Source organism: Streptomyces sp. SUK 48 (genome assembly GCF_009650765.1).
Taxonomy (GTDB): domain Bacteria; phylum Actinomycetota; class Actinomycetes; order Streptomycetales; family Streptomycetaceae; genus Streptomyces.
The window spans coordinates 333979-351986 of sequence record NZ_CP045740.1 but is presented as its reverse complement, the minus strand read 5'-3'; the positions used below and the strand labels follow the sequence as shown (position 1 = coordinate 351986).

16 protein-coding genes and 3 pseudogenes are annotated in these 18008 nt (G+C 72.7%); 5 read left to right on the top strand and 14 right to left on the bottom strand.

Annotated features, from left to right (window positions below):
- Positions 1 to 54: 54 nt before the first annotated feature.
- Together GHR20_RS01560 and GHR20_RS01555 are read left to right on the top strand one after the other, a co-directional pair.
- A complete protein-coding gene (locus tag GHR20_RS01560; RefSeq protein ID WP_153811918.1) occupies positions 55 to 2595 on the top strand; it encodes a discoidin domain-containing protein in 2541 nt (846 codons plus the stop codon).
- A gap of 546 nt (positions 2596 to 3141) precedes the next feature.
- Positions 3142 to 3384 (top strand): chaplin, encoded by a 243-nt coding sequence (locus GHR20_RS01555; RefSeq protein WP_111581632.1) that lies wholly within the window; start codon positions 3142 to 3144, stop codon positions 3382 to 3384.
- 51 nt (positions 3385 to 3435) lie between these two features.
- Here the strand turns inward: GHR20_RS01555 and GHR20_RS01550 are convergent, their stop codons facing one another.
- The 6 genes and pseudogenes from GHR20_RS01550 to GHR20_RS01525 form a co-directional block, all read right to left on the bottom strand.
- Positions 3436 to 5103: a PP2C family protein-serine/threonine phosphatase gene (locus tag GHR20_RS01550; RefSeq protein WP_153811917.1), complete on the bottom strand. Its 1668-nt coding sequence runs from the start codon at positions 5101 to 5103 to the stop codon at positions 3436 to 3438.
- Entirely contained in the window at positions 5100 to 6137 is a 1038-nt protein-coding gene (locus GHR20_RS01545; protein ID WP_153811916.1) for a SpoIIE family protein phosphatase, read from the bottom strand. The genes GHR20_RS01550 and GHR20_RS01545 overlap by 4 nt, the downstream gene beginning before the upstream one ends.
- Entirely contained in the window at positions 6134 to 6580 is a 447-nt protein-coding gene (locus GHR20_RS01540; protein WP_153815780.1) for an anti-sigma regulatory factor, read from the bottom strand. The genes GHR20_RS01545 and GHR20_RS01540 overlap by 4 nt, the downstream gene beginning before the upstream one ends.
- Positions 6580 to 6960 carry an STAS domain-containing protein gene (locus tag GHR20_RS01535; protein WP_153811915.1) on the bottom strand — a complete coding sequence of 127 codons (381 nt, stop codon included), beginning with the start codon at positions 6958 to 6960 and terminating at the stop codon, positions 6580 to 6582. The genes GHR20_RS01540 and GHR20_RS01535 overlap by 1 nt, the downstream gene beginning before the upstream one ends.
- Positions 6957 to 7847, bottom strand: a complete 891-nt coding sequence (locus tag GHR20_RS01530) for an STAS domain-containing protein (protein ID WP_153815779.1) — start codon at positions 7845 to 7847, stop codon at positions 6957 to 6959. Before GHR20_RS01530 ends, GHR20_RS01535 begins: the two co-directional genes overlap by 4 nt.
- 259 nt (positions 7848 to 8106) lie before the next feature.
- Positions 8107 to 8541: pseudogene (locus tag GHR20_RS01525) on the bottom strand (class I SAM-dependent methyltransferase); the annotation flags it as partial.
- 89 nt (positions 8542 to 8630) lie between these two features.
- On the opposite strand from GHR20_RS01525, the pseudogene GHR20_RS01520 reads away from it, so the two are divergent.
- A pseudogene (locus tag GHR20_RS01520) lies at positions 8631 to 8825 on the top strand (SAM-dependent methyltransferase); the annotation flags it as partial.
- A gap of 184 nt (positions 8826 to 9009) precedes the next feature.
- On the opposite strand, the gene GHR20_RS01515 reads toward GHR20_RS01520, so the two are convergent.
- The 7 genes and pseudogenes from GHR20_RS01515 to GHR20_RS01490 form a co-directional block, all read right to left on the bottom strand.
- Positions 9010 to 10197 carry an acyltransferase gene (locus GHR20_RS01515; RefSeq protein ID WP_153811913.1) on the bottom strand — a complete coding sequence of 396 codons (1188 nt, stop codon included), beginning with the start codon at positions 10195 to 10197 and terminating at the stop codon, positions 9010 to 9012.
- A 229-nt stretch (positions 10198 to 10426) separates the two neighbouring features.
- Positions 10427 to 10873 carry a carboxypeptidase-like regulatory domain-containing protein gene (locus GHR20_RS37215; protein WP_237520438.1) on the bottom strand — a complete coding sequence of 149 codons (447 nt, stop codon included), beginning with the start codon at positions 10871 to 10873 and terminating at the stop codon, positions 10427 to 10429.
- Positions 10807 to 12613 (bottom strand): annotated as a pseudogene (locus GHR20_RS01510) (MFS transporter). Before GHR20_RS01510 ends, GHR20_RS37215 begins: the two are co-directional and overlap by 67 nt.
- Before the next feature lie 122 nt (positions 12614 to 12735).
- Entirely contained in the window at positions 12736 to 13185 is a 450-nt protein-coding gene (locus tag GHR20_RS01505) for a MarR family transcriptional regulator (RefSeq protein ID WP_243877859.1), read from the bottom strand.
- Positions 13186 to 13381: 196 nt separating this feature from the next.
- Positions 13382 to 13801 carry a hypothetical protein gene (locus tag GHR20_RS01500; RefSeq protein ID WP_153811912.1) on the bottom strand — a complete coding sequence of 140 codons (420 nt, stop codon included), beginning with the start codon at positions 13799 to 13801 and terminating at the stop codon, positions 13382 to 13384.
- A 145-nt stretch (positions 13802 to 13946) separates the two neighbouring features.
- Positions 13947 to 14168 (bottom strand): ferredoxin, encoded by a 222-nt coding sequence (locus GHR20_RS01495; RefSeq protein ID WP_153811911.1) that lies wholly within the window; start codon positions 14166 to 14168, stop codon positions 13947 to 13949.
- 7 nt (positions 14169 to 14175) lie between these two features.
- Complete coding sequence (locus GHR20_RS01490) at positions 14176 to 15366, bottom strand: cytochrome P450 (protein ID WP_111581624.1); 1191 nt, start codon at positions 15364 to 15366, stop codon at positions 14176 to 14178.
- Between the two features lie 159 nt (positions 15367 to 15525).
- On the opposite strand from GHR20_RS01490, the gene GHR20_RS01485 reads away from it, so the two are divergent.
- Complete coding sequence (locus tag GHR20_RS01485; protein ID WP_343335982.1) at positions 15526 to 16239, top strand: TetR family transcriptional regulator; 714 nt, start codon at positions 15526 to 15528, stop codon at positions 16237 to 16239.
- Between the two features lie 131 nt (positions 16240 to 16370).
- Here GHR20_RS01485 and GHR20_RS01480 read toward each other — a convergent pair whose 3' ends face one another.
- On the bottom strand, positions 16371 to 17039 hold the full coding sequence (locus tag GHR20_RS01480) for a TetR family transcriptional regulator (RefSeq protein ID WP_153811910.1): 669 nt from the start codon (positions 17037 to 17039) through the stop codon (positions 16371 to 16373).
- 69 nt (positions 17040 to 17108) lie between these two features.
- On the opposite strand from GHR20_RS01480, the gene GHR20_RS01475 reads away from it, so the two are divergent.
- Positions 17109 to 17990, top strand: coding sequence for an SDR family NAD(P)-dependent oxidoreductase (locus GHR20_RS01475; protein WP_153811909.1), 882 nt, complete (start codon positions 17109 to 17111; stop codon positions 17988 to 17990).
- Positions 17991 to 18008: the final 18 nt, after the last annotated feature.

The window sequence follows — 18008 nt, the reverse complement described above, 5'->3', positions numbered from 1 at the left end:
TGAACTAAGTAGTGAGCGATCGAGGTTCACCCCTCAGTCTCCAGGGAGCCGCATATGAGATTCCGATCCGCGGGTGTCGCGCTGGCCGCCATGGCCGCGCTGATCACCCTGCCCCTCGGCCACGGCCGCGCCGCCGCGGCCGAGGCGCCGCTGTCCCAGGGGAGGACGGCCACCGCCTCCTCCGAGGAGAACTACGGCACCACCGCGGCCGACGCCGTCGACGGCGACACGGGGACCCGCTGGTCCTCCGCCGCGACCGACGGCCAGTGGCTCCAGGTCGACCTCGGCGCCACCGCCTCCGTCTCGCGCGTCGTCCTCGACTGGGAGGCCGCGTACGCCAAGGACTACAAGGTCCAGATATCGACGGACGCCGTCAACTGGACCGACCTGAAGGCCGTCACCGGCTCGGACGGCGGCAACGACACCCTCGACGTCTCCGGCCAGGGCCGCTACGTCCGGATGCTCGGCGTGCACCGCGCCACCCCATGGGGCTACTCCCTCTGGGAGTTCCAGGTCTACGGCAGCACCGACACCGCACAGCCCAGCTGCGGCACGGCGAACGCGGCCCAGGGCAGGCCCGCCACCGCCTCCTCCACCGAGAACGCCGGCACCCCCGCCTCCGCCGCCTTCGACGGCAACACCGGCACCCGCTGGTCCAGCCAGGCGTCCGACCCGCAGTGGGTCCAGGTCGACCTCGGCTCCGTACAGGACCTGTGCGAGGTGGACCTGAACTGGGAGACCGCCTACGGCAAGAACTTCCAGCTCCAGACCTCCGCCGACGGCCAGAACTGGAGCACCCTCAAGAGCGTCACCGGCGCCACCGGCGGCACCGCGTCCTACGACGTCAGCGGTTCCGGCCGGTACGTGCGCGTCTACGGCACCGCCCGCGGCACCGGCTACGGCTACTCCCTGTGGGAGGTCGCCGTGCACACCGGCACCACCGGCACCCCGCCCGTGCAGGGCGGCGGCGACCTCGGGCCGAACGTCATCGTCGTCGACCCCTCCACGCCGAACCTCCAGCAGAAGTTCGACACCGTCTTCGCCCAGCAGGAATCCGCTCAGTTCGGCACCGGCCGCTACCAGTTCCTGCTCAAGCCCGGCACCTACAACAACATCAACGCCCAGATCGGCTTCTACACCTCGATCTCCGGGCTCGGTCTCAACCCCGACGACACCCAGATCAACGGTGATGTCACCGTGGACGCGGGCTGGTTCAACGGCAACGCCACCCAGAACTTCTGGCGTTCGGCCGAGAACCTCGCCATCAGGCCGTCGAACGGGGACGACCGCTGGGCCGTCGCCCAGGCCGCGCCCTTCCGCCGCATCCACGTCGAGGGCGGTCTCAACCTCGCCCCGAACGGCTACGGCTGGGCCTCCGGCGGCTACATCGCCGACTCGAAGATCGACGGCACCGTCGGCCCCTACTCCCAGCAGCAGTGGTACAACCGCGACAGCTCGGTCGGCGGCTGGACCAACGGCGTGTGGAACATGACCTTCTCCGGCGTCCAGGGCGCGCCCGCCACCAACTTCGACAGCGGCCCGTACACCACGCTGGACAACACGCCCGTCTCCCGCGAGAAGCCGTTCCTCTACCTGGACGGCTCCACGTACAAGGTGTTCGTCCCGGCCAAGCGCACCAACGCCCGCGGTGTCTCCTGGCCGAACACGCCGGGCACCTCCATCCCGCTCGACCAGTTCTACGTCGTCAAGCCGGGCGCGACCGCGGCCACCATCAACGCGGCCCTCGCCCAGGGCCTCAACCTCCTGTTCACCCCGGGCGTCTACCACCTCGACCGGACGATCAACGTGACCCGCGCGAACACCGTGGTCCTCGGCCTCGGGCTCGCCACCCTGGTCCCGGACAACGGCGTCGACGCCATGCACGTCTCCGACGTCGACGGCGTCAAGCTGGCCGGTCTGCTGATCGACGCCGGATCGGTCAACTCCGACACCCTCCTGCGCATCGGCGACCCCGGCGCGAGCGCCGACCACTCCGCGAACCCGACCACCGTGCAGGACGTGTTCTTCCGCATCGGCGGCGCGGGCCCCGGCCTCGCCACCAACTCGCTGGTGGTCAACAGCGACGACACGATCATCGACCACACCTGGATCTGGCGCGCCGACCACGGCAGCGGCGTCGGCTGGACCACCAACCGCGCGGACTACGGCCTGCGCGTCAATGGCGACGACGTCCTCGCCACCGGTCTGTTCGTCGAACACTTCAACAAGTACGACGTCTACTGGAGCGGAGAGCGCGGCCGGACCATCTTCTTCCAGAACGAGAAGGCGTACGACGCCCCGAACGCCGCCGCCATCACCCACGACGGCATCACCGGCTACGCGGCCTACAAGGTCGACGACTCGGTCACCACGCACGAGGCATGGGGCCTGGGCAGTTACTGCAACTACACCGCCGATCCCTCGATCGTGCAGGCCCACGGCTTCCAGGTGCCGACGGGATCCGGCATCAAGCTGCACGACCTTCTGGTGATCTCCCTCGGCGGCAACGGCCAGTACGCCCACGTCGTGAACAACACCGGAGCGGCCACCTCGGGAACCAGCACCGTCCCCTCCAAGGTGACGTCCTTCCCGTGACCACGCCACACCCCGGGACCGGACCCCACCGGTCCGGTCCCGGGCACGCCTGACCGGCCCTCCCGAACTGCGCCGGCCCCGGGCAGCCCCTAGGGTGTCGTCAGCGGGCGGCCGCGTGCTGCCCTGCCCGGGTCGAGCCGCGGGCTTTGACGAAGGCGCCCTCGGCGAGGGGGACTTGACCCTGCCCGAGCGGTCTCCGGGACCGGACCAGCGCGTCCGGCGGGCCAGCCGCCCCGGAACTCTACGGGAGACGGCCCGACTTCACCCCGGCCGGGAGATCCCCGATCCCCGGTTCCGGACGCCCCGGCCCGGGGACCTCGGCACCCGCACCGCCCGGCCCCGGTGCGCCGAGACCGGACCACCCCCGCCCCCTCCACTCCGCCCCCGAGAGGGGGTGTTTCGCGGCCGTCGCACGAGCGGGATCGGGCCGTCACGGGGTGGTTCCCTCCGAAGGCGGCCACCCCGTCGGCGTATCCGGAGAGGCGAGCGCCCCGGGAGCCGGGTGTGATGGTCCTGTCCCTACCGTTCGACCAGTAAGGCAGATTCATGCGTATCCGCAGCATCGCCACAACGGCCGTACTCGCAGGCGTCTTTGCGCTGGGCGGCACCGCCAGCGCCTTCGCGGCCGACCCCGACCCGACGACCGGCACGGCCGTGGGCAGCCCGGGCCTGCTGTCCGGGGACGTCATCCAGGTCCCGATCCACATCCCGGTCAACGTCTGCGGCGACAGCATCGACATCATCGGGCTGCTGAACCCCGCCGCCGGCAACATCTGCGTCAACCAGTGACGGCACACCCGTGCGCCGGTTCCCCGTCCCGGGAACCGGTGCACGGGTGCGTCAGCCGGCGGTGCGGCACAGCAACAGACAGATGTCGTCGTCGTGTTCGGAGTCCCGCAGCATCGGCACGAGGAGTGCGTCGGCCGCCGCGTCCAGCCGCTCCAGCTGCGCCGCGCCGAGCGTGCCCAGGGACCGGGCCAGCCGGTCTATGCCCGCGTCGATCCCGGCGGAGCGGCGCTCCACCAGGCCGTCCGTGTAGAGCGCGAGTGTGGCACCGGCCGGCAACTCCTCGTGGTGGTCCTCGTACTCGTAGGGCACCGGAACCCCGAGCATGATCCCCGGCTTGGCGTCCAGCACCCGCACCTCGCCCCCGGGGCCGCGCACCAGCGCGGGCGGATGCCCGGCCGCCGCCCACACCACGCCGGGCTCACCCGGCGTGAACCGGGCGATGGCACAGGTCGCGTACAGCTCGGGCTGCTGATGGCGCAGCATCCGGTGCAGCAGGGTGAGGGTGCGGGCGGGGCCGTTGCCCTCGACCGCGTAGGCGCGCAGCGCAGTGCGCAACTGGCCCATCATCACGGCGGCCCGCAGCCCGTGCCCGGTGACGTCCCCGATCACCGCCAGCACACTGCCGTCGGGCCCCGGGAACGCGTCGTACCAGTCGCCGCCGATGTTCAGGCCGTGCGTGGCCGGCAGATAGCGGGCCGCCAGCGCGAGCCCCGGAGTGTCCGGCAACTCGGTGAGCTGGGCGCGCTGGAGGGCCTCGGCGACGTCCCGGTGCTGCTCGTACTGGCGGGCGTTGTCCAGCGCGATGCCCGCCCGCCGGGCCAGCTCCATCAGCATCACGGCGGTGTCCGGCGCGAACCGCTCGCCGGGCGCGGACAGGGTCAGCACGCCCTGCGCGGTGCGCGCGCCGAGCGGCAGGCACAGCAGCGGCCGGTCCGGGCAGAGCGCGGAGGCCGGCAGATCGTCCACCCCGGGGAGCCCGCCGGGCCGCGGCCCCGCGTGCTGGGGGCGCCCGGTGCGGGCCGCCATCACCGCGGCCGCGGCCCGTTCGGCCGGCGGGGTCCGCTCGTCGTCCGCCAGCCATACGTCCACGTGCCGGGCGTACTCCGGCACCAGCAGCTTGGGCAGCCGGCGCAGGATGTCCTCGTGGTCGAGGGAGGCGTTGAGGGAGGCGCTGGCGTCGGCGAGGAAGGTCAGCAGCCGGCGGGCGTTCTCCGCCTCCGCGCGTGCCGCCCGCTCGGCGTCCAGCAGCTCCCGCTGGGCCAGCGCGGCCGCCTCCAGCTCGGCGTGCAGTGCGAGCACGCCCTGGTTGGTCTGGTGCAGCTCCTCGCGGTGGAAGCGGACCAGCTCCTCCGCCTCGTCCATCCCCGCCAGCACGACGGCGGTGTCCTCGCCCGCGCCGAGCAGCGCCTCGGCGAGGTCCGCCTCGGACAGGTCGGCGGGCCGGGGCAGCGGCCGGGGCAGGGGCGAGGGGCAGGCCAGCGTGGACCGCCAGGGCTCGGCGCCGTCCAGGGCGAGGTGGAGATCCTCGTCGGCGGTCACGGTCAGCCGCTGCCGCCGCCCCTCCCGGCAGGGCCGCAGCAGGGCGGTCAGCTCGGCGAGGAAACGCGCGCGGTCCCGGGCGGGCACGCCGGCGTCCGCCGTGAGCCGCGCCAGCAGGGCACGGGCACGGGCCGCGTCGACGGGCCCGTCGAGGGTCCAGGTGTCGGAGGTCGTGGTCATGGGCGCCGGTCCGGGGCCAGTACGGCGACGCTGGTGTCGTCGCGCGGGGGTCGGGCGGAACTGCCCGCGTCCCGCAGAACGGTCGTGGCCAGCACCGAGGGGTCGTGGGCGAGCAGCCGGGGGTCCTCGGGCGGGGTCCACCGGCTGGGCAGCCCGTCACTGTGCAGCACGAGCAGACTGTCGCGGTCCCACGGTGCCCGGCGCAAGGGGACGCTGGCCGGGAAGTACGCCCCGACGATCCCCGGGTGCGACACCAGTGACGTCCACCCGCGCGAGGTGCGCAGCCGGGCCCCTATGTTGCCGACCCCCGCGAAGGTGAGTTCCCCCTTCGCGGTGTCCAGCTGGGCCACGGCGATCGCGGCTCCCCGGGTGGGGCGCAGGGCGGTGTGCAGCCGCCGCAGGAGTTCCTGGGGCGGCGCCTGCGCGGCCCGCCGCAGCTCGGTGACGGCCGCGCCGGAGGCGTGCCCGGCCTTGGGCCCGTGTCCGAGCCCGTCCGCGAGCAGCAGGGTCACCAGCCCCTCGTGGTGCACGCACTCCCAGGCGTCGCCGCAGGACTCGGCCCGGTCGAGGGACACGACGACGCCGCCGGCCGAGGGGCCCTCGGGCGCCTCGTGGTCCCGCGCGCGCTCCGGGTCGATCCGCGCCGTCGCCACCGTGCCCCGGCCCGGGGGGCCGTACAGGTGGAAGGCGTCGGCGTTGCGCAGACAGCTGCCGAGGCCCGCGCCGAGGGAGGGGCCGGCGGTGGTGCAGCCGTCGCGCAGGGCCGCGGTGACATCGGCGATGCCCGGCCCGTCGTCGAGCGCGAACAGCCGTACCGAGGTCCCCGTACCGGACGGCGGTGTCACCAGGTTGACGAGCAGGGTGCCGCCGCCCGCGTGCCGGAGCAGATTGGTGGCCAGCTCGGTGGCCACCAGCTCCCCGGCCGCCGTACGGTCCGGCCCCAGGCCCGCCAGCTCGCACGCCTCGCGGACCGCCGTACCGGCGTCGCGCACGCGGGTGGAGTCGTGCACCGGTACCTCCCAGACGCGGCTCATCCCAGCCCCGATCGTGAGGAGGGCACCTGGGTCACCCAGGCGACGGCCGTGACGGTCGTGCCCCGGCCCGGCTCCGTGTCCACGCTGAACTCCTGCACCAGCCGTCTGGCACCGCTGAGTCCGAGCCCGAGGCCGCCGCCGGAGGTGTAGCCGTCGGTCATGGCCAGCTCCAGATCGCGGATGCCGGGGCCGCTGTCGACGAAGCTCATCCGCAGGCCGCGGGCGCGGCCGTCGTCCAGCGGGGTGATCTCCGCGTGCCCGCCGCCGCCGTGCACCAGGGTGTTGCGGGCCAGCTCGCTCGCCGCCGTGACCAGCTTCGTCTGCTGTACCAGGCCGAATCCGAGGGTCGCCGCGCACTGCCGCACCTGCTGCCGCACCCAGGACAGATCCGCGTCCGAACCGATGGGCACGCGGGTCGCGGACGCCTGGCCGGACGGCTGCATCATGTCCCCCTCCGGGACAGGATCTCCATGGCCCGCTCGACGTCCAGCGCGGTGGTCAGACCGGGCAGCGCCAGCCCCAGTTCGACCAGGGTGATCGCGACGGCGGGCCGCATTCCGGCGAGGATGGTGCGGGCGGCGAGCAGCCGGGCGGTGGACGCGATCTCCGCGAGCACCCGGCCGAGGAAGGAGTCGACGATGTCCACTCCGGAGATGTCGATGACCACCCCGGCCACGCCGGTGGTGGCGATGCGGTGGCTGAGGTCCTGCTGCAACTGCTCGGCGAGGCCGTCGTGCAGTTCGCCCTGGAGCGAGACGAGCAGTATGTCGCCCAGGGCGAGTACCGGCACGGGGGCCGGATGGACGGGGGCGGGTTCGTTCACCGGGCGTTCGCACCCGTCTGCGCGCGGGAGACCTCGATGCCCTGCCGGCTCAGCGCGTAGGCCAGGGCGTCGGCGAGCGAGGACCGGGTGAGCACCGAGCCCAGGTCGATGCCGAGCTGCACGATCGTCTGCGCGATGGCCGGCCGGATGCCGGAGACGATGCAGTCGGCGCCCATCAGGCGCGCCGCGGCCACCGTCTTCATCAGGTGCTGCGCCACCAGCGAGTCCACGGTGGGCACCCCGGTGATGTCCAGGATGGCGTACCGGGCGCGCTGGTCGACGATGGCCTCCAGCAGCGACTCCATCACGATCTGGCTGCGGGCGCTGTCCAGGGTCCCGATCAGCGGGACGGCGACGGTGCCCTCCCACAGCTTGATCACGGGGGTGGTCACCTCGAGCAGCTGCTGGCGCTGCCGCTCGATCAGCTCGGCGCCCGCGTCCAGGGCGGTCTCCATCACGACCAGGCGCAGGGTGCCCAGCAGCAGGGTCAGCGCCAGCACGCTCTCCTGGGCCCGCGGGGCGGCCGGGTCGGCGAACTCCTCGCGCAGCAGATCGACGGCGGGGGCGCGCAGCGCGGCCACCTCGTCGGCGATCCCGGACGGTGTGGCGCCGCCGCGGGCCCGGCTCTGGGTCATCCGGCCCAGCTGCTCGCGCACCGGTTCGTAGCCGGGGGCGGTGGTGTCTTCCAGGCGCCCGCTGACGGCCACCTCGGACAGTGCGTCCACGACCGCCCTGCTGGCCTCGACCGCCTCGTCCCGGGAGACCGTGAACACCGACCTGAACAGGGGAGCGTCCGCCCAGCGCTGGGCGATCTGCTCCCGGCGTCGCTCCAGGAAGGAGCCCACCCATCGTGGCGCCGACGCGGCCGCGTCCTGGTCCTCCGGCACTGTCACACTCTCCTCTCGCCCACCCGGGGGCCGCCGGTCGGCAGCCGATCTTCACCGTTCCGGCACCCTAGCCCCCACCGCCGGGGCGGACCAACCCGGGCAGGCCGCTGACGTGCCAACTCTCCGTATTTCACGGCGAGTTCACCTCAACAGCCGACCCGGTCGGGACCGTTCCGGCGGCGGCCCGCGCCCGTTCGACGTGGCTGCCGGGGGGCCGTCTACCCCGGATCGCGCCGGAGTCCCCCGACTGTTGCGAATGTCACCCCTGCGGGTGCACATCCGCCACGCCCCCGGCCGGCCGGCGGAACAGGGCCGTCCACAGGAACGGCTCCCCGAAAAGCGCGGAGTCCGGTGGCTGGGGCCGCATGGCGCGCAGCTCGATCTCCTCCAGCCCGGAGAAGACATGGCGCAGCGCCCCGGGGCTGTACGCGAGGCCACCGCCCAGGCCGCCCGCGCGGTAGAGGTCCGCGTCCGAGAGCTCCGATCCCCTCCGCCCGGCGGCGAAGCAGACGAGCGAGAAGCACCCGTCCGGTTCCACCGCACAGAAGGGGACATCGAGACCCGCCGCCCGCGCCCGCTCCGCGGCAGAGCCGAGCGGGGCGGGGGAGAGGTCGACGGCGTCCACCTCGAAGCGGCGCTCGGCGAGCAGCAGCGCGTTGCGGCCCAGCCCGCAGCCGAGGTCCAGGGCCCGCCCGACGCCCGTCACCGCCCTCGGTTCCCCCCCGGTGACCTGGTGCCGGGCCTCGTACGTCCCTAGGTTCTCCGCATCGGAGGGAGGGCCGGATGGACCGGAGCACGCGCACGGTGGAGGACGTACTACGACTCCTGGACGGACTGTTCGCGCCGGGGCACGACCGCTGGACCGGCGGGGCGGCCGACTGGTCGGACGATTTCTACGCGGACCTGGGCAGACCGGTGCCGTTCTTCGTGGCGAAGCCGGACGAGAGCCTGGTGTCCCGCCTGGACCGCGGCCTGGTCCCGGCCGGGGGAGGCGCCGGAGGACGGCGCGGGGCTCTCTCCGGGCCCCCGCCCCTCGCTCTCGACGCCCCCGCTCACACCCCTCAGAAGGCCCGCTGAGCGCCGACCGGGGGCCACTTTCTCGACTGTTTCCGCGTGGCCCCTCTGTTTCCCGCGTGCCGCTCTGTCTCTCCGCCCGCTCTCCTCAGTCCGACGCGACCGCGGGGGCCTCGCGTCGGGCCGGTACGGAGTCGGGCTGCGGCTGTTTCTTCACGGTGGACCGCCGACGGCGCAGCAGCAGCCGCCTGGCCGGGCACTCGACCGCCTCGTACAGCACCCAGGAGAGCCCGAGCGAGACGGTGAACGCGGTGGCGGTGACGGCGAGCCCCGCGAGGGCGCCGAAGTGGGGCTTGGTGCCCAGGAGATTGCTGCTGGCTCGCAGCACCAGCAGATGGATCATGTAGAAGGCGAACGACAGTTCCCCGAGCCGCACCAGGCGCCGGTGCCGCCACAGGGACGGCAGCCCGTTCAGGTCGGCGACGGCCGCCGCCGGGATGAGCAGCGCGAACCCGGTGAGGGTGCACACCGTGGCGGAGTAGCCGGGGGCGACCTGGGGTACGAGGAAGTAGCCGATGATCGCCAGCGCGAGGGACGCCTCAAGGCCAGGACCGCGCCACCGGCCGAGCAGCACCAGCCGGGCGGTGACCGCGCCGAGCACGAACTCGGGCAGCCGGGCGGCGGGGAACGAATAGAGCGTGTACGTCCACCAGTGGTGCGCGTCCGACCAGGCCAGCACCAGCACCGAGGCCGCCGCCAGGGCACCGAGCGCGGCCGACGCGCGGGCGCCGAGGCGGCGCAGCAGCACGATCAGCAGCGGGAAGGAGGCGTAGAAGAACGCCTCGCAGGCGAGCGACCAGCTGACCGGGTTGAGCGTCTGCCACCAGGGATGCCACCAGGAGTGCAGCAGCAGGACGTTGGCGAACGCCGGCTCGGGCGTGGGGTTGCCCTGATGCGCCAGTGTGAGGGCCATCAGCAGGGCCACGGCGAGGGTGACGAGGTGCACCGGGTAGATCCGGGCGATGCGCCGCCGCCAGAAGGCGAGGGGTCTGTCACCGGTCCGGGCCGACCAGGTCAGGACGAATCCCGACAGGACGAAGAAGAACGACACCCCGGTGGAACCGGCGCCGAACCCCCAGTTGACCAGGTGGCCGCCGGTGCCACCGAAGTAGCCGAAGTTGTTGACATGCGTTCCGAACACCAGCAGCGCCGCCATCCACCGCAGCCCCGTCAGGGACGGAAGGGCGGGATTGGCGGCGGGCGGGACATGGGCGTTCGTCGTGCCGGTCGGGGCGAGCGGCGTCGTCCGGGGCTCCCGGGTCGTCGCCGTGGTCATCGAATCACCTGCCGCAGAGGGTGGTTGGCGTGGGTAATGAAGGAGACTGCTGCCCGCTTCTGCCCGTTCCATCAGCTCACATGTCGAACATCACACAGATGCCGAACGAGACAACCCCTCCCGCGCCACGGACCGCACACTCCGCTACACCCGTACGAGCGACACGATCTCCACCGCTTGGCGGCGGGGGCGCGGTTCTCCGAACCGCGCCCCCTTCGGTCACCGGACGTCAGTCGGTGTCGTGTTGACCTACGTTCAGGTCCACCTCGCGGGAGGTGCCCTCGTCCAGGGTCACGTCCGCGAGGACGGGGCCGTAGCCGGAGGTGACGACGGTGTAGGCGCCCGGGGCCAGGTTCCCCAGGGTGTAGGCGCCGTCGGGGTCCGTGGTGGCCGTGGCGACGACCTCGCCCGAGGCGCTGAGCAGGGTGACGCTCGCGTCCGGGACCGGTCGGCCGGTGTCCTCGTGGCGCACCGTGCCGCGGACGGTGCCCAGGCCCGCGAGGGTGACGTCCGGTACGACGGGGCCGGTACCGGCGTCGAGTTGCACGGCCCGAGGATGGTGCCCGGTGGCCGAGACGACCAGGGTGTACGACGAGGGCTCCCTCGGCGTCAGTTCGTACGTGCCGTCCTCGGCGGTGCTGGCCAGCGCCCGCTGCCGTCCGGCGCGGTCGACCAGGGTGAGGGCCGCGCGTGCGAGGGGCCGGCCGGCGCTGTCGTACACCCGGCCGCGCAGCACCCCCGCGGGCGCCGTGGCCTTGGCCGGAGTCGGGTCCGGCGCCGTCGTCACGGGTGCCGGGGTCGGTGCGCCCGCCGGCACCGGCTCCGGCCGGCGGCCGCGGATCAGTGACGCGCCCGCCGCCGCCAGCGACATCGCGATGGCGAGGGAGAACACCACGACCAGGCCGTCGTGGAAGGGCTGGGAGATCAGGTGGGGGAAGAACTCGCGGCCGGTGAGATGCGCCGCGGCGGACGGGGACAGCCGGCTCAGGATGTCCGGGCCGAGCAGGTGCTGGATCGGGTTGTAGCCGAGGAACGCGGCGAACAGGACGCCGACCGGCGGGAGTTGGGACACGGTGTGCGCGGCGCCCGCGGGCACGCCCTGGGCCGTCAGCCCGGTGGTGAGGGTGTCCGGGAGGGTTCCGGCGAGGCCCGCGACCATGAGTGAGAAGAACACGCCCATGGACAGCACCATGCCCGCGTTCTGGAAGGTGGCGCGCATACCGGATGCCGCGCCGCGGGCGTCGGCCGGCACGCTGGACATGATGATCGCCGTGTTGGGGGCGGCGAACAGACCGCCGCCGAGCCCGTTGAGGAAGATCAGCGCGGCGAACACCCAGTACGAGAAGTCGCTGGGCAGGACCAGCAGCCCGGCGAACGACACCGCCATCACCAGGAAGCCGCACGCCGCGAACAGCCGCGCCCCGAACTTGTCCGACAGCGCGCCCGACAACGGCCCGGCGAGCAGGAAGCCGATGGTCAGCGGAAGCATGTAGATGCCCGCCCACAGGGGTGTGTCGGCGTAGTCGTAGCCGTGCAGCGGCAGCCAGATGCCCTGGAGCCAGATGATCAGCATGAACTGGAGCCCGCCCCGGGCGATCGCGCCGAGCAGGGTCGCGGCGTTGCCGCCGGCGAAGGCCGCGTCGCGGAACAGCCGCAGCGGGAACATGGGTTCGGAGACCTTGGCCTCCACGACGCAGAAGACGGCGAGCATCACGGCGCCGCCGATCAGACCCGCGAGCACCCAGGGGTTGGTCCAGCCCATGGTGTGACCGCCGTACGGCTGGATGCCGTAGGTGATCCCGGCGAGCAGCGCGGTCAGGCCGATGGCGAAGGTGATGTTGCCCCACCAGTCCATCCGCCCCGGCCTGCGGATGCCGGTCTCGTGCAGCGACTTGTACGCCCACACCGTGCCGATCAGGCCGATGGGCACGTTGACCCAGAAGATGGAGCGCCAGTTCCAGGTGACCAGCACACCGCCGAGCACCAGGCCGAGGAACGAACCGGCGATACCGGCCACCATGTTGACGCCGAGCGCCATACCGCGCTGGCGTGCCGGGAAGGCGTCGGTCAGGATCGCCGCCGAGTTGGCCATCAGCATCGAACCGCCGACGGCCTGCACGATGCGCCAGCCGATCAGCCACAGCGCGCCGCTGCCGCCGTGGAAGGGGTCGAGCGAGAGGATCACCGAGGTGATCGTGAAGATCAGGAAGCCCGCGTTGTAGATGCGGACCCGGCCCATCATGTCGCCGAGCCTGCCGAGCGCCACGACCAGCACCGCGGTGACGAGCATGTAGCCCATCAGCATCCACAGCAGATAGCTGACGTTGGCGGGCTCCAGCGGGTCCAGGCGGATGCCGGTGAAGATGCCGGGCAGCGAGATCAGCACGATCGAGCTGTTGATCGTGGCGATCAGCATGCCCACCGTGGTGTTGGTCAGCGCCACCCACTTGTAGCCGGGATGGTCCGCGCCGATCCATCCGCGCCCGCGGTGCCGCCCGGTCGCGGAGGCGCCGGGTATGCGGTCGGTCTCCTTGGTCGTCATCGGTCGCTCCCGGTGTCAGGCCGTTCGGGCAGGAGGGCGGGCTGGGCGGGCTGGACAGGCTTCGCGGGCTGAGCGCTCTTGGCGGGGTCGGCGAGCATGCGCTGCACGAGCGGGGCGACGACGCGCATGGCGTCGGCGAGCGCGTGCCGGTCGTCGTCCGCGAGGGTGGCCATCAGGTCGGCCAGGCGTGCGTCGCGCGACCGGCGGCGGGCGGCGAGCACCTCCCGCCCGGCGTCCGTGACGGCGATCAGCGTCACCCGGCCGTCCACCGCGTCGTCGACGCGCATGACCAGGTCCTGGCGTTCCAGCCGCTGCACCAACTGGGTCATGGACGGCTGGGCCACGCCCTCCGCCGCCGCGAGGAGCGTGAGCCGGAGCGGGCCCTCGCGTTCCAGCCGCGCCAGGGTGGCGGCCGCGGTGAAACTGAGGTCCCGGTGATCCGTCACGACCCTGATCACGGCAGCTGCCGTCTCCGCCAGTGACTGTGCGGTCTGTTGTACGTCCGCATCTCTGTGAGAGTGATCCACACTCCTTAAGTATCACCCTCCTATATAGGAACCCTATGAAAATCTTCGTAAGAACTTCCGGACATGCCGGTGCCGGGACGGCGGGGCCGTCCCGGCACGGGTGAAAAGCGGTCGCTCAGCTGACGGTCACGCCGAAGACCGGGGACGCCGTGCTGCCGCTGACCATGCGCAGCTCGTTCTTGCCCTTCAGGCCCAGCTCGGCGCGCAGCGCGTAGGAGCCGCCGCTGTTGACGGGCGTGGACGCCGGCAGGGCGACCCACTTGCCGTGCTGCTTCTGCTGGAGGGTCACCTTGCTGCCGGCCTTGATGCCGGTGGTCTTGCCGGTGATCCGGAACTGCGTCCAGGCGCGCACCGAGGACACCGACGGCGTGGCCGTGATGGCGGGCTTGGCGGTCGCGGCCGTACGGGCACTGGCGGGGGCCGCGGTGTGCGCGGCCGGGGTGGCGGCCATCGCCGTGCCCGCGAGGGCGAGGGAGGTCGCGCCCAGGACGCCGACGACGGCGATGCGCAGGGAACGCCGCTTCGTGACCATCATGAATCTGTCCTTTTCTGTGATGAGTTCGACTGTTCACGCCAAAGGAGAGGAACATGCCGATTGGCGCGGTCACTTGGAACGACGTCACCACGAGCGCGGGCGTTCACTCACGCTTTGTCCCCGTCTTGTAACAGCCGGTCCGGCGTCACTGCCGGGGCCCGATCTCCTTCCCCTCGGCGTCCCGGACGGTGATGGCCTGCATCGGGCAGATGTCCGCCGCGTCCAGGGCGCGTTCATCGCCCTGCGGGATCTGCTCGCGCACCGGACGGGAGTGGTCACCGTCGAGGACGAACAGGTCCGGCGCGGTCCCGGCGCACATGCCGGAACCCATGCACTGGCCGGGGTCCACACTCAGTCGCCAGCTCATCGCCGCCTCACCAGCCCACCGGCATCACGCGGGGCCCGCGCACCAGCATCTCGGTCTTCCAGGTGATGTCGCCCGCGAGGTGCAGCCGCGGGAAGCGGGTCACCAACGCCCCGATGGCCTCCTGGAGTTCGAGCCGGGCGAGGGGCGCGCCGAGGCAGTGGTGCACGCCGTGGCCGAAACCGAGGTGCGCGTTGCCGCCGCGGGTGAGGTCGAGCGCCCCGGCCTCGGTGAAGCGCAGCGCGTCCCGGTTGGCCGCCCCGATGGCGACCAGCACCGGCTCCCCGGCCCGCACCAGGGTGCCGCCGACCTCGACGTCCTCCTTGGCGTACCGGGCCTGGCCGGCCCCGCTGCCCAGCGGCACGAACCGCAGCAGCTCCTCGATGGCCTGCGTGATCAGCGCGGGCTCCGCGCGCAGCCGCTCCACCGCCTGCGGGTGATCGAGCAGGGTGAGCACGAAGTTGGGGATCTGGGTGGCGGTGGTCTCGTGACCGGCCACGAGGATGCCGACGCACAGATCGACCAGCTCCAGTTCCGACAGCCGGTCGCCGTGGTCGCGCGCCTCGATCAGCGCCGTCATCAGGTCGTCCCGGGGCTCGGCGCGATGTGCGGCGATCAACTCGGCCATGTAGGCGCGCAGTTCCTCGCGGTTGCGGTCGAACTCCTCCGCGGTCAGCGAGCTGGTGGACAGCGCCGCGTCGCTCCACACCCGGAACTGGGGACGGTCCCGCTCCGGCACCCCGAGCAGCCGGCAGATCACCGCCACCGGGATCGGCAGCGCGTAGCGGTCGACCAGATCGACGGGCGGCCCCGCCGCCTCCATCGCGTCCAGCAGCGACGTCGTCAACTCGCGCACCTGCGGGCGGAGTTTCTCCACCTGGCGCACGGTGAACGCCTTCGCGACCAGCGAGCGCAACCGGGTGTGGTCGGGCGGGTCCATGCTGAGGATCCCGCTGTCCCGGCGGCCCTCGGAGGCCCGGGGCTCGTCGTGTTCGAGGCTCAGCGCCCGGCTGAACCGCTGGTCGCCGAGGACCAGCCGGGCGTCCGCGTACCGGGTGGCGAGCCAGGCCGGCTCGCCGTACTGCATCCGCACGCGCAGCAGCCCGGGGGTGTCACGGGCGCGCTCGTACGCCTCGGCCAGGTCCAGGTCCTGGCCGGAGTTGAAGGGGTAGGCGAGGGGTGCGTGGTCGGTTGCCGTCACAGCTGTCTCCCTTGTGTAAGCACACGCTTACAACGCTAGGAGCTGCGCACCGGGCGCGCAACGACGCTAATCGGCCGTACTCGGCGGGCCCCCGGCAGCGGTTACTCTGCGGGTCCTCGGCAGACGCGCGTCGGGCGCGGGGCGGCGAAGGAGCAGCGGGTGGACGGCGGCGAGTACACGCAGGACCAGCACCGGAGCGCCGGGGGCGGGCCGGACGGGGAGCCGCCGCAGCGTCCGCGCGATGCCCGGGAGACCCGTGCGCGCATCCTGCGGGCGGCCGGCGCGGTCTTCGCCGAGCGGGGGTACGAGGCGGCCACGGTCCGGGACATCGCCGCCCGCGCCGGGGTGAACCAGGCGCTCATATTCCGCTACTTCGGCTCGAAGAAAGCCCTGCTCACCGAGGTGATGGCGCAGAACGGCAAGGAGCAGGTGAGCACCACGCCGCCCGAGCTGCTGTTCGAGACCGCGCTGCGCGGCGTCCTCGCGGAGGGCGGCGGCGCCGACGCGGACCGGCTGGCCGTCTATCTTCGCTCCATCGGCAGCGCCGACGCCGCTCCGGAGACGGTCCGCGCGCTCGGCGAGGAGTACGCCGGCGCGCTCGCCGCCCTCTCCGAGGCCGAGGACGGCACCCTGCGCGCCCAGCTGGCCATGGCCTGGCTGCTCGGTATCGGCCTGATGCGGGTCGTCGTACGCCAGGAGCCCCTGGCGACCGCCGAACCGGACGCGATCTGCGCGCATGTCCTCACGGCACTGGACCGGCTGCTTCCGCTGCTGCCGGGCGGGGACACGGGGCTGGAACCGGGGGCCGGGGCGGGGCCTGGACCGGGGGAGAGGGCCGAGACGGGAGAGGGGCGGCCGGGCGTACGGCCGTAGGCGCGGCCGGGCATACGGCCGTACGCGGTGCGGTACGGCAGCGGGCGGGGCCGGAGCCGCACGCGACACGCGCCCCCGTGCCGGTCCCGGGCCGGACCGAATCCCCCCGGCCCGCCCCGCCCTCGAATCGGTCAGGTCGCCGCCGTCGACCCCACCCCCACCCCCGTGAGATACGCGCTGAGCACCCGGTTCAGCCGGGGTTCCACCTCCACCACCGCGTGGCCGAGCCGGGGGTCGCTCGTGTAGAGCTCGCGCAGGCGGGGGCCGGGCGTGGCCATCTGCCACAGGGCCCCCGCGAGGCTGGTCGCCGTGGCGATGGTGTCGACTGCCTGCGACTCGTCGAGGCCGAGCAGCCGGCCCAGCTCGCCGCCGATCAGCTCGACCTCCTTGAGCGTGACGAGCTTGAAGGAGCGCACCGACTCGATCGACACGTTCCGCTCCAGGTTGAGTGGCGCCTGTGCGAGCAGATCGCAGAACATGGGCCGCGCCGCCAGCGTGCCCGCGAGGACGGCCGCGACCTCGGCGGGTGTCGCCCCGGCCCGGCGCCCCAGGTCGGCCCGGAGCGCGGCGGACCACTCCCGCCAGCCCTCGGCCGTCAGCGCGAGGAAGATCTGCTCCCGCGTCTCGAAGTAGCGCAGCAGCGCGGACTTGTGCATGCCCACAGCCGCGGCGATGTCCGTCAGGGTGACGTCCCGCACCCCCCGCACCCGGCCGAGCGTCCGGGCGGCGTCCAGGATCGCCGCTTCCCGCGCCTGTTTGGCCTCGGCACTGCGCGCACGCTGAAAGGCAGGCTCACTCATGCAGGACATCATAGGAAGAGATAAGGCAACGGCGTTGCGTTAATAAGAGAACGGTGTTTCACTAACGGTATGAGTCCACAGGAACCCCAGGTCTGGTTCATCACCGGTTCGTCGCGCGGCTTCGGCCGCGCCCTGGTCGACGCCGTACTGGCGGCCGGCGACCTGGTCGTCGCCACCGCCCGCCGCCCCGAGGCCCTCGCGGCGGACCTCGCCGAGTACGGCGACCGCGTGCTGACCCTCGCCCTGGACGTCACCAGCCCGGACGCGGCCCGCGCGGCCGTCGAGGCGGCCGTGTCCCGCTTCGGGCGCGTCGACGTGCTCGTGAACAACGCGGGATACGCGAACGTGTCGCCCATCGAGACGACGGGGGACGACGACTTCCGCGCCCAGTTCGAGACCAACTTCTGGGGCGTCTACCACGTCACCAAGGCCGCGCTCCCGGTCCTGCGCGAGCAGGGAGCGGGCACCGTCGTGCAGTTCTCCTCGATCGGCGGCCGGGTCGGCGGCTCGCCGGGCATCGCGTCGTACCAGGCGGCCAAGTTCGCCGTGGACGGCTTCAGCCGGGTGCTGGCCGCGGAGACCGCGCCGTTCGGGGTGCGGGTCATGGTGGTCGAGCCGAGCGGCTTCGCCACCGACTGGGCCGGTTCCTCGATGACCGTCCACGAGGTCCCCGAGGCGTACGACGCGACCGTGGGCGCGATGAACCGGCTGATGCGGCAGAACACGGCCGGCGCGGCCGGGGATCCGCGCCGCGCCGCCGAGATCATCGTCCGTACGGTGCGCGGCGGCGAGGTCCCGGGCCATCTCCTGCTCGGGGTGAACGCCGCGACCATGGCCCTCGACCACTCCCGCCGGCAGCTCGCCGAGGCGTCCGCCTGGGAGCGGGTGAGCCGCTCGGCCGACTTCGGGGAGCCCCACCCCGTGCCGCTCCCCTCGGAAGCGGCCGGGTGAGCGAGGGCAACCCCCTAT